Annotated in this window: 5 protein-coding genes; all 5 read left to right on the top strand. The window is 71.7% G+C overall.

The window, feature by feature from the left end; genetic code table 11:
* A partial coding sequence (locus ACZ597_RS35260) for a DUF4232 domain-containing protein (RefSeq protein WP_471339446.1) occupies positions 1-445 on the top strand: 445 nt, incomplete at its 5' end.
* 432 nt (positions 446-877) lie between these two features.
* Positions 878-1,366, top strand: a complete 489-nt coding sequence (locus ACZ597_RS35255) for a Pycsar system effector family protein (RefSeq protein ID WP_471339444.1) — start codon at positions 878-880, stop codon at positions 1,364-1,366.
* 903 nt (positions 1,367-2,269) lie between these two features.
* Positions 2,270-3,514: an NAD(P)/FAD-dependent oxidoreductase gene (locus tag ACZ597_RS35250; RefSeq protein WP_471339442.1), complete on the top strand. Its 1,245-nt coding sequence runs from the start codon at positions 2,270-2,272 to the stop codon at positions 3,512-3,514.
* Between the two features lie 213 nt (positions 3,515-3,727).
* Complete coding sequence (locus ACZ597_RS35245) at positions 3,728-4,927, top strand: aromatic ring-hydroxylating oxygenase subunit alpha (RefSeq protein WP_471339438.1); 1,200 nt, start codon at positions 3,728-3,730, stop codon at positions 4,925-4,927.
* Positions 4,924-12,504: amino acid adenylation domain-containing protein (locus tag ACZ597_RS35240; protein WP_471339435.1), on the top strand; the 7,581-nt coding region annotated here is incomplete at its 3' end. The genes ACZ597_RS35245 and ACZ597_RS35240, both read left to right, overlap by 4 nt.

Raw genomic sequence — 12,504 nt, 5'->3', positions numbered from 1 at the left:
TGCCGCGATCGGCGCGTGTGCGGTGGCGGATCTCGCGTTCTCCGCGACGAGTGAGGACGAGAAGGGCGAGCCCGTCAGGCACCTCCTCCTCACCGTCACCAACACCGGGAAGAAGAAGTGCAACGTCTACGAATACCCGTACCTGAGGTTCCCCTACGCCAGGGCCCCGATCGCCGTGATCAAGGACAGCAAGGACGCGCCCGCCACCCTCGCTCCGGGTGAGAAGGCGTACGCGGCCCTCCTCGCCACCGGCGGCCACATGGACACGTACGACACGGACACCGTTCCCCTCGGCCTCCAGGGCCCCGACCCCGGCGGCAAGCCGGGCGAGCCGGTGAACGTCGGCCTGCCCGGCCAGGTCTCGTTCGACGACGGTGCCCGCGTCACCTACTGGATCAAGGCCTCCGGCCTCGCCCTGCGTTTCATCACTGGTCGAGCGGAATGATGTGATCGCCGCATGACCGTTTCTCACACGGACGACGAACCCCCCGAGCACCGGCGCTATGCCCGGTACCTAAGGGCCTTGGACAGCGTCGCGGAGGCGGAGGAGGCCGACCTGCTGGCCACCGTCCTTCGCGACGACGACCCCGCCCGGCGTCAACCCCCGAGGGACTGCCTGCGGAACGCGGCGGGCGGCAGCCTACAACCTCAACGCCGGTGAGGGCAGGCGTGGGAGACCCTGGACACGGGCTGGAAGTCCGGGGGCAGGCCGGCCGCCCTCTACAACCCGGACAGAGGGCAGAGGCCGTATCGGATGCTTCCGATACGGCCTCCGACCCGTCCAAACGCCGGCCGGGTTTCGGGTGCAGTCGTCCGGTTCGTGCGGTTGACCCCGCGGGTACTTGTCCGTTGAGGGCGAGCCGAGGAGGACTGGATCGTGACTGCCGCAACGCAGGCGGGTGACCCGCAGTTGAGCCCGCGGGCGGATCGTAACCTCGACATAGCCGTTGCGCAGGTGACGACGGACCTCGGCCGTTGCGACAGCAAGGCCGGCTTGCTACTTGCCCTGTCGATCGCGTCGTTGGCGGGCGCGCTGACCGTCGGGGTCGGAACACGGCCGTCGACTCCAGCGGTTGTGATCGGTGCTGTCGGAGCCGTCGCGCTGCTGGGCGCGATCGTTGCTCTGTTGAGGGCGGTGCGACCCATGACGGGCGGTCCTGAGGATCGCCCGTCCTGGCCGTACTGGGCGGCTCAGGAGGCCGACGTGATCCGTTGCCAGATGGCCGAGGACTGGCGCGCCGACACTGTGCGGGTCCTGTCTGGCCTGGTGGTGCAGAAATTCCGACAGATTCGGTGGGCCGTAGATCTGATCACGATCGGCCTGACCTTGCTCGCTGTCGCCGCTGTCGTGACAGCGGCGAGGTAAGGGCGGGGTCGCTTCACCTCGGGAGCCATCGGCGACCGTCGAGGCGGCCGTCCCCGTACGGGCGGCGGTCGCTGTGCCGCTGATCTCGGGGCCGGCGAGCTCGGGCAGCGCGTGAACAGCCGCATCCATACGGTCCGGTGAGTCCTTGCCGGCCACCCAGGTCACCATCTGCTGCTCCAGGGTCGGCCACCGTCCGGCGTGGCCTTGTGCTCGTACCGCCGGTCCCCCCGCGAGGGATCATCCGCCCCATCCGCCCCACCCGCCCCACCTGCCCCTCTCGTCCCGTGGACGTGGCCGTACGGCCTCCCGGGCGACGGGGCTCGGGGTGGTCCTGCCCGCTCCTTCGTCAGGGCGCGTTGTGCTGCCGGGGCTCATGGTCCTCCCGGCCCGGGGCGCGGGAATGGTGACTGCCCGTCACTTCCGAGCGGGGCGTGCCGGTGTGATCCGACGCGCTCGCTTGTGCGAGGGCTGCCGCTTCCCCCGGGCGAGATGGGCGTGGGGAATTCCTGTTGCTCCAGGTCAGATGCACTGCTCGCTAATTTGATCAAGAATCGGCCGACTGTCGTGTGAAAACGGAATGCAGGCCACGGCTGCATTGGTGCAATCTGCAAGAACTTAATTTTACGTACTGGCGGATCCCTTTATGGAATCATTGCCTCCAGTCTGGATCCTCGATGTGACGCACGCCACATTGTTAATTGGGCGGATGGGGTCATAGCAGGGCGGAAATGCCGCCAGTTGAGAGGGGTGGGTAATTGAGTTGACATGGATTTGAGATGCCGTCATTACTCGGCCATTGCTCATGCTTGACCTTGATCTGCGGGTGTTCGTAGCCTTCGGACCACGCTTTCGCCGCCGATCTCGGTGTTTCAGTACCTCAAACAAATCTGAGGGGGGACTCGTATGTACGACGTCATTGTGGTGGGCGGCCGTTGTGCCGGATCACCGGTTGCGATGCATCTGGCCCGACAGGGTCACCGCGTCCTCGTGGTGGACCGCGCTTCGTTCCCCAGCGACACGGTGTCGACCCACTACATCCACCAGGCAGGGCTGCTGCGCCTCAAGGAGTGGGGCCTGCTCGACGAGATCATCGCCGCCAAGACCCCGGCGCTCCGGACGATGCACTACTCCTACCGGGGCATCGAGCTCAACGGGTTCGCCGAGCCGGTGGACGGCGTCGATGCCGTCTACTGCCCGCGCCGTACCGTGCTCGACGAGATCCTCGTGAACGCCGCCCGCCGGGCCGGCGCCGAGGTCCTCGAAAACTTCACGGTGTCCGACCTGGTCTTCGCCGACGGCCGCGTGACGGGCATCCGGGGACGCGAAGGGGACGGCCCGGAGAAGGAGTTCCGCGCCACCGTGGTCATCGGTGCCGACGGCTTCCACTCCACCGTCGCCAAGAAGGTCGGCGCCGAACTGTACAACGTGCGCCCCGCGTCGGGCTTCATCTACTACTCGTACTACAGCGGGCTCGAGGACTGGGGGCTGCACCACAAGACCGGCTTCAACGAGAAGTGGTTCGGCACCTGGCCCACGAACGACGGTGTGAACATGCTGGCCGTCATCCTCACGCGGCGCCAGCTCAAGGAGTTCCGCCAGGACGTCGAGGCCGGTTTCCAGGGCGTGTTCGACGACGTCTCCCCGGAGATGGGCGCGCAACTGCGCGACCAGGGCCGACGCGAGGAGCATTTCAGGCCCATGCGCTACCCGGACAACTACTATCGCCGCGCGTACGGCCCGGGCTGGGCGCTGGTCGGCGACGCCGGCTACCACAAGGACCCCTACACCGGATGGGGCATCACCGACGGCTTCCTGCACGGTGAGCTCCTCGCCGAGCGCGTCCACCAGGGCCTGGCCGGTGAGCGGCCGATGGAGGAGGCGCTGGCCGAGTACAACAAGCTGCGCGACGAGGAGAGCGCCGGCGTCTACGACTTCACGACGACCCTCGGCGAACTCACCGAGCTCCCGCCGTTCTTCCGGGCGACGATGGAGGCCATGGGCAAGACGCAGGAGTGGACCGACAAGATGCTCGGTCTGATCGGCGGCATCGTTCCCGACTACGAGGTCTACGCACCGGACGCGCTCGAGGCGCTCTACGACGCCGCCGGCACGCCGCAGGACGAGCGGATCTACGACCCGGCCGGCTGACGGCCCCGTAGCACCGGCCCCGACCGGGGAGCGACGGCCGTGCCCCCCTGCCGTGTCCGGCCGGGGCCCGGTACCAGGCCACCACCCGATCACCGTCCAGCCACCCCGCCGTCCCGCGCCGTGCGGGGGCCGGTGCGGCCTCCTCACAGGCCCCGGTCCCCCGGCGTTCCGGCATCGCCTTCCATGCGCTTCACCTCCGAGGGAGCCCAGCAGATGACGCGTGCGTCCAGCATGTTCGACCTCATCAGTGACCAGGACGAGGAAAGGCCCTACTTCGAAACAGGCGGCACAGGCCGGTCGCACGAGTTCTACACCGGCGAGGAACAGCACCGGCGGGAGATGTCCCGCATCTACGGCCGGCGCTGGCTTCCGGTGGACCACGTCTCCCGCCTCAAGGAGAAGGGCGCCTACAGCACCCTGAACATCGGCACCGGATCCGTCCTCCTCATCCACGGGGACGAGGGGATCCAGGCCTACCACAACTACTGCCGGCACCGCGGCTACAAGCTCGTGGAGGAGGCCACCGGCAAGCGGCAGAGCCTGGTCTGCCTCTACCACTGCTGGGTCTACGACCGGAACGGCAAGCTCAAGAGCCTCAACGGCACCTACCTGGAGCACTTCTTCGAGAAGGAGAAGAACGGCCTGCTGCCGGTGCGCACCGAGGTCCGCCACGGGGTCGTGTTCATCACCTTCTCCGAGGACGCCCCCGACCTCGACGACTCGCTCGGCGAGTTCGGCGAGTTCGCGAAGGTCTACGAGCTCGCCGACCTGGAGTGCGTCGAGGCGAAGGACTACCCGGTCGCCTCGAACTGGAAGCTCGTCGCGCACAACGTGAACGAGAGCCTGCACTTCCCGACCGCCCACAAGGACCTCCACCGCATCACCGACTTCGACGACGCGGGCACCTACGACCTCAAGGGCGACATCGTCGGGGCGTGGCAGTCGATCCGCGGCGGCTACAACTCCGTGTCCATGACCGGACGCAGCAGCCGGACGCCCATGGAGCTGGTTCCCGAGAACGACCGGCTGAGGATCAACTGGATCACCATCCTGCCGAACCTCCTCTTCGGGTTCACGGCCGACTACGTGATGATGCAGTGGGTCTGGCCCGAGACCGCCGGCACCTGCTTCGTCCGGCACTTCTGGCTCTTCCACCCCTCCGAGACCGCCAAGAGCGACTTCTCCCACGAGGCCGTGTTCGCGCTGTGGGACAAGGCGAACTACGAGGACTGGGAGATGTGCGAGCGGACGCACCGCGGCCTGTCGAACCCGCTGTGGACGCCCGGACAGCTCTCGCTCGACGAGGAGGTCGTCTCCCAGATCGACTCCTGGGTCGCCCGTGAGTGTGCCGGGGCCCCGGACACCGACGTGCACGGCGAGGACGCCGTCCAGCCCGGGGAGGACGCGGAGTGAGCACGACAGCCACCTGCTACCTCATCGGCGGCACCCGGGTCCTCACCCAGTGCGCCGCACGGCTCCTGGACGCGGGCGTACGCATCGAGGGAGTCCTCAGCGACGACCCCGCCGTGACGGCATGGGCCGGCACCCACGCGATCCCGGTGCTCGACCCGCGCGGCGACCTGACCGAGACCCTCTCGGAGAAGCCGTTCGACTACCTCTTCAGCATGGTCAACTTCCGGATCCTGACCGCCCCGGTCCTCGGCCTGCCGAAGATCGCCGCGATCAACTTCCACGACGGGCCGCTGCCCCGCTACTCCGGCAGCCACGTCCCCGCCTGGGCCCTGTACGAGGGCGCGTCCCGGCACGCTGCCACCTGGCACCGGATGGCGGAGGCCGTCGACGCCGGCAGCGTGCTGCTGGAGCGCTGGTTCCCGGTCCGCGACCACTCCACCGCCCTGTCCCTCACGTACGAGACGGCCGAGGCGGGCATCGAACTCTTCGCCGATCTCGTCCCGCACGTGGTGGCGCGCACGCTGCCCGAGCCGATCGACACGGGCGACCGCGAGCGGAGGTTCTACCGCAGGTCCGACCGCATGGCGGACGGCGGCGTCATCCACGCCGGTACGTCCGCCGCCGAGGCCGTCAGGATCTCCAAGGCCCTCGACTACGGCTCCTTCCCCAACCCGCTCGGCGTACCGACCCTCGTCACCGAACAGGGCGCGGTGTTCACCCGGCAGGTCAGGCTGATCCCGCGCGACAACGCCCGTACCGAGACCACCGTGCTGGCGGTGACCAACTCCGCCATCACCCTGGCCGCCCCCGACGCGGACCTCGTGTTGAGCGACTGCACCGCCGTCGACGGAAGCGTGCTCAGCGGCCGGGCGGCCGCGCAGCGCCTCGGCATCACCCCCGGAGCCGCGCTGCCCGCCGCCTCGGCGGAGCGTCTGGCGGACATCGCCGCTGCCCAGAAGCTGCTGCGGCCGCACGAGCCCTGGTGGCGGGCACGACTGGAGGAGCTGCGCCCCGCCCCGCTGCCCGCCGACGACTTCTCCGCGGTCGGCGCCCACTACGGCCGCTACGAACTGGCGTTCACGCCGGCCTCACGGGAGGAGGCCGTCGCGGTGGTCCGCGCCTTCCTCACGGTGATCGCCGAGCGCACCGGCGAGCACGTCTTCGACTTCGCCTGGTCGCCCTCGGCCGCGCGCGTCCTCGCCGACCGGACCCACGGCATCACCGCCGCACGCCTGCCCGTACGGTTCGAAGGCGACACCACCCGGTCCCTGCGGGACAAGCTCGACGAGGCGGCGGCCCGCCAGGGCTACGCGGGCGACCTCGAACTCCGGCTCGGCCTGGCCGGACGGCCGCTCGGCGACGACGAGCCGAGCTTCACCCGCGTCATGGTGCTGGACCGCAGCGCGGGGGAGGAGGCGTCCGCCGAACCGCACACCGAGATCGCCCTCCTCTGCCTGCAGGACGGCCCGCCCACCGTCTTCGTCAGGGAGACGGCGATGGGTGAGGACGAGGCGCTCGACCTCACCCTGCGGGTCGAGGACCTCGTCCTGACGGCCCTCCTGCACGGCGAGGACCCCCACACCGAACCCCGCGGCGCGGTACGGCCCGCCGAGGCGGGGCCCGCGGCGCGGCCGGACGCAGCCACCGCTCCCTCGCCGGAGACCGGAACGGTACTGGACCTGTTCGCCGCCGCGGCGGCCGGCCGGCCCGGGGCCACCGCCGTCCGCAGCGGCGCCCGTACGCTCACCTACGCCGGCCTGGACGCCTGGGCCGACGCCGTCGCCGCCCGGCTGCACGACGAGGGCATCGAATCCGGCTCGGTGGTCGGCGTCCTCATGGAGCGGGACGTCGCCCTGCTCCCGGCCGTGCTCGGAATCCTGCGCGCCGGCGCGGCCTTCCTGCCCCTGGACCCCGGCTATCCCGTGGAGCGGCTCCAGCGGTACGTGGAGGTCTCGCAGTGCGACCTCATCCTCACCGACGACCGCACCCACGCCCTGGGCGCCTCCCTGGGCCCCGCGCGGCCCGTCCCCGGCGCGGACGGCTCGGCGCAGGCCGTGCCACCGCGGGTCGCCGCATCCGACCTGGCCTACGTCCTGTTCACCAGCGGCTCGACCGGCAAACCCAAGGGCGTGGAGGTCGAGCACGGCGCGCTGGCCAACTTCCTCACCGGCATCGGCGCACGCCTGGGAGTGCTGCCCGAAGACACCGTGCTCGCCCACACCACGGTGGCGTTCGACATCTCGCTGCTGGAGCTGCTCCTCCCGCTGACGACCGGGGCGACCGTCGTCCTGGCCTCCCGGGAGACCGCGGCGGACCCGTACCGGCTGGCCGAACTCACCGCCGACGTGACGGTGGCCCAGGCGACCCCCAGCCTGTGGCGCCTGCTGCTGGGCACCGGCTGGACTCCGCACGCGGGCCTCACCGTCCTCTCAGGCGGCGAGGCGCTGCCGCCGGCCACCGCCGAGCGGCTCCACGCGCCGGCCCGCGCCCTGTGGAACCTGTACGGCCCGACCGAGGCGACGATCTGGACCTCGTGCCACGAGGTCACCTCGGTGGGCTCCTTCCTGCCGCTGGGCGAGCCCCTGCCGAACATGGAACTCCACGTTCTGGACGCCGAGTCGGAGCCGTCCGAGGCCGGATCGACCGGCGAGCTGTACCTCTCCGGCGCCGGCCTCGCCCGCGGCTACACCGGCCGGCCGGACCTGACCGACGAGGTCTTCACCGTCCACCCCGTGACCGGTGTGCGGCTCTACCGGACCGGTGACGAGGTACGCCTGCACGCGGACGGCGCGATCGAGTGGCTCGGCCGAACCGACGCCCAGGTGAAGGTGCGCGGCAACCGCATCGAGCCCGCGGAGATCGAGCGGGTGCTGGAGGGCTTCGAGGGCATCACCGCCGCCGTGGTCGTCGCGGCACGGTTCGAGGGACGCGGTGAACCGAGGCTGACCGCCTACCTGGTGGGCGACGGCGTCCCGGCCAAGTCCCGGCTCGACGCCTTCGTCGCCGGTTCCCTGCCCGGCTACATGGTGCCCGACGCCTACGTCAGCCTCGACGCCATGCCGCTGACCGGCAACGGCAAGGTGGCGCGCGCCGAGCTGCCGCTGCCGACGCGCGACACCATCATCCCTTCCGCCGAAGGGTCCGCCGAAGGGTCCGTCGAAGGGGCCGCCGAAGGACCTGCCGAAGGGTCCGCCGGAACACCGGTGGAAGCCGCGGAGACCGCGGGCGCCGCGGAGTCCCCGAACCGGCCCGCGGCCGGGGTGACGGAGGAAGCGCTCGCGGAGTCCATCGCGGGCGTGTTCGCGGCCACGCTGGACCACGCCGCCTTCGACGTGCACGCCAACTTCTTCGACCTGGGCGGCGACTCGGTCAACGTCACCTCCGCCGCCGTCCGCCTCAGCCGTGAGCTGGGCACCGACATCACCGCCCCGTCGGTCTTCGCCTCCGGCACTCCGGTCAAGCTGGCCCGGCTGCTGGGCGCGGAGGGCGTGGTGCGGCTGCTCGGCGGTCCGGAGGCAGCCGAGGGGGCCGTCGTCCCCGTCACCGAACGGGAGCCGACCCCGCAGCGGGCCGTCGCGCCCGAGACGGCCGTGACCGCCCCGGCGGCCGCGGTTCCCGCCCCGGTGGTGTCCCCTCCCGCAGAGCCCGCCGGGCCGGTCGCCGACGACGGCGCCCTGGCCGTCATCGGCATGGCGTGCCGGTTGCCCGGAGCCGCCACACCGGACGAGTTCTGGCAAAACCTCGTCGAGGGGGTCTCCAGCGTCGGCAGCGCTCCGGACGGCAAGCGCGGCTGGGCCCACCTGTGGTCCGAGGCCGGCGCCGACGACGTCCGGATGGGCTGGGTGGACGGCGTCGAGCACTTCGACGCCGCCCGCTTCGGGATCAGCGACCGCGAGGCCCGCCGCATGGACCCCCTCCAGCGGATCCTGCTCAGCGTGACCGCGGAGGCCCTGGAGAGCTGCGGCCACGACCACACCTCCCTCGGTGCCGACACCGGCGTCTTCGTCGGAGCCATCGCGAGTGACTTCCCGGAGATCGTGGCGCGGAGCATCGGCCACGGCGACCCGCACGTGGCGACGGGCACGGCCCCCTCCATGGTCGCCAACCGCCTGTCGTACGTCTTCGACTGGTCGGGACCGAGCTTCGCCGTCGACACGGCCTGCTCGTCCTCCCTCGTCGCCCTGCACCAGGCGGCCATGCACCTGCGGGCCGGCGAGGTGGACGCCGCTGTCGTCGGGGCCGCGAACCTGGTCCTCACCCCGGCCAAGACGCGCTCGTTCGTACGCAACGGGATGCTGTCCCCGCAGGGGACGTGCCGCGCCTTCGACGACGGAGCCGACGGCTACGTACGCGGCGAGGGCGCCGGCGCCGTCATCCTCAAGCGGCTCGCCGACGCCGAACGCGACGGCGACCCCGTCCTCGCCGTGATCCGCGGCACCGCCGTCAACCACACCGGCGGCAGCGCCGGCTTCCTCACGGCCCCCAGCCGGCCCGCCCAGGAAGCCGTCCTGCGCAAGGCCCTGGCCGGCTCCGGGCGCACCGCGGCCGACATCGGCTACGTCGAGGCGCACGGCACCGGCACCCAGCTCGGCGACCTCATCGAACTCGAAGCCCTGCACGCCGTCATGGGCGGGCCCGCCGGCCGCCGGCCGGTCGCCGTGGGCTCGGTGAAGACCAACATCGGGCACCTGGAGCCCGCCGCCGGCATCGCCGGACTCATCAAGACCATCCTGGCCCTCCAGGCGGGGCACATCCCGCCTTCGCTGAACTTCAGCACCCCGAACACCTCCTTCGACTTCGACGCCTCGCCCCTGTTCGTTGCCGACCGGCTCCAGCCGTGGGGCGGCGGTCCGCGCGTCGCGGGCATCAGCAGCTTCGGCTTCGGCGGGGCGAACGCCCACGCCGTGGTCGAGGCCGGCCCCGCCCCGGCAGCGGACGGAGACGAGCCCGGACCGCACCTGCTGGTCCTCTCCGCGGGGTCGGACGAGGCGCTGCGCACACTGGCCCACAGGCTCGTGCTGATGCTGCGCTCCGCCTACTGCCCGTCCCTCGGAGCGCTGAGCGGGGCGAGCCGGCAGCGTCCGGCCCAGTCCCACCGGCTGGCGTGCGTGGCGGACAGCGTGGAGCAGTTGGAGGACAAGCTGCAACTGTTCCTCGCCGGGGTCGGGGACGTCCGTTCCCTCCACCTGGGGGTGGCCGCCCTCGCGGCGCGCGTCCACGAAGGGCCCCTCGGTGCCGGAGCGGACCGCCGCTCGCTCGACGCGGCGGCCCGCGCGTTCGCCGACGGCGCCGAGCTCCCCGCCGGGGAGCGACGCCGGTCGGGCGTGCGCTTCCCGACCAGGCCCCAGGCCGAGAAGTACCTGTGGCTGGAGCCGGCCGAGCAGCCACGGGCCGCCGTACGGAAGACCGTGCCCGGCCGTACGGGGAACACCTGGACGGAACACCCCGAGGCGGCCGAGCACGTGGTCCTCGGCAAGCCGACGCTCCCCGGAGCCGGGTACCCCGGCAAGGTCGCCGAACTCCTCGGCCGCGACCGGTTGGGCCTGCGTGACCTCACCTTCCGGGCGGCCGTCGAGGCCCCCGCGACCCTCACCGCCGAGCTCGACGGGGACGCGGTCGCCTTCCGCGACGGCACCGGAGCCCTGGTGGTCACCACCAGGGTGACCGCTCCCGAGCAGCCCACGCTCACCGTGCCGGCCGTCGTCGAAGGCCTCACCCCCGTCGCGCTCGACGAGATGTACGACGCCTTCGACCGCGCCGGCCTCCGCTACGGCACCGGCTTCCGGACGGTGGCCGAGCTCTCCGTGGCGCCCGGGCAGGCAACCGGTGTGGTGCGCGGCGCCGCACGGACCGACGGTGCCGTGGACGCCCGGCTCCTGGACGGGGCCTTCCAGATCGCGCTCGCCGCGTGCGGTGCGCAGGGGCTGTACGTACCGTTCACCGTCGAGCGGCTCACCGTCCTCGGCCCGCTTTCCGACACCGTCCGCGTGTACGCCCGGCGCGACCGGGAGGGAGGGCCGGACGCCGGTCTGCTGACGGCGAGCCTGGTGGTCCTCGACGGAGACGCACCCGTCCTGGAGGCACGCGGGATCACCTGGAAGCGGCTCTCCCCGGCACCGTCGCCGGGAGGCGCGGGAGACGGCGCGCGGGACGGCCACCGCCCCCGGCCGACGCCCGCACCGGTACCGGTCCGGGTCCCGGGCCTGGCGGCCGACGGCCACCGTCCCGCGCCGGCCCCCGGCCGCCGGGCGGCCGGAGGCCTCGACGCCGCGCTGGCCCGCTGGGTGGCGGACGCCCTGGAACTGGACGTCGCCGAACTGGAAACGGACCGCCCGCTACAGGAACAGGGGCTCGACTCGGTTCTCGCGGTCTCGCTGGCCCAGGACATCCGGGCCAGGCTGGACGTGGACATCCCCGTGACGCTGGTCCTGGAGGTCGGCACGGTCGACCGGCTGGCCGCCGAGCTGAGGGACGAGTACGGGGTCACTGCGGCGCCCGCCGAAGCGGGTCCTCCGGCCGCGGACGGCGGTCCGCGGACGACCGTGCCCGAGGAGCGCGCGGAACCGGCCGCGGCCCCCGTCCCGGCCCCGGCACCGACGGCCGCGCAGCCCGGCGCCCCGGTCGCCGGTGACGAGGAGCTGCACGACATCGCCGTCATCGGCTTCGACGGGGTGTTCCCGAACGCCGGGAGCCCCGAGGAACTGTGGCGGGTACTGGTGGGCGGCGAGGACTGCCTGACCGAGGTGCCCGCGTCCCGCTGGGACATCGACTCCTACTACGGGACCGATGGCACGCCCGGCACCGTCTACCTCAGGCGCGCCGGCTTCGTCCGGGGACTGACCGACTTCGACCCCGGGTTCTTCCGGCTGTCACCCGCCGAGGCGGAGTGGATCGACCCCCAGCAGCGCCATCTCGTCCAGTCGGCCTGGCGGGCCCTGGAGGACGCCGGCCTCGCGGGACGGCCCCAGCGCTCCACCGGGGTGTTCGTGGGCGCCAGCTACCAGCACTACCGCGACACGGTCGTCGGGGACGTCGTCCAGACGGCGGCAGGCCTGGGCAACCACAACGCGATCCTGGCCAACCGGGTGAGCTGGTTCCTGGACCTGCACGGGCCGAGCATGACGATCGACACGTTGTGCTCCTCGTCGCTGGTGGCCCTGCACACCGCGGTGCGCAGCATCCGCGACGGCGAGTGCGAACAGGCCATCGTCGCCGGCGTGCACCTGGCCATGTCACCGCAGTACTTCCAACTCGGCTCGCGCCTGCGCTCGTTCTCGCCGTCCAACGCGCTCCGGCCGTTCGATGCGGGGGCGGATGGTTTCGTGCCGGGTGAGGGTGTGGTGACGGTGGTGGTGAAGCCGTTGCGGGACGCCTTGCGGGACGGTGACCGGATCCGGGGTGTGATCAAGGGCAGCGCGGTCAACCACGGTGGCCGGACGAGCGGGTTGACGGTTCCCAGCAGTGCCGCGCAGCAGGAGGTCGTTTCCGCCGCGTTGCGGGACGCGGGGGTGTCGGTGGAGTCGATCGGCTTGGTGGAGGCGCACGGGACGGGGACGGGTCTGGGTGATCCGATCGAG

Source organism: Streptomyces sp. NPDC040718, from assembly GCF_055593565.1.
Note: the sequence above shows the minus strand (reverse complement) of the source record. Positions and strands in the feature narration are given on the sequence as shown.

What these genes read in the sequence shown, in the direction of transcription:
- ACZ597_RS35250 (WP_471339442.1), top strand. Translation starts at nt 2,270, where the DNA reads ATGTACGACGTCATTGTGGTGGGCGGCCGTTGTGCCGGATCACCGGTT.
- ACZ597_RS35245 (WP_471339438.1), top strand. Translation starts at nt 3,728, where the DNA reads ATGACGCGTGCGTCCAGCATGTTCGACCTCATCAGTGACCAGGACGAG.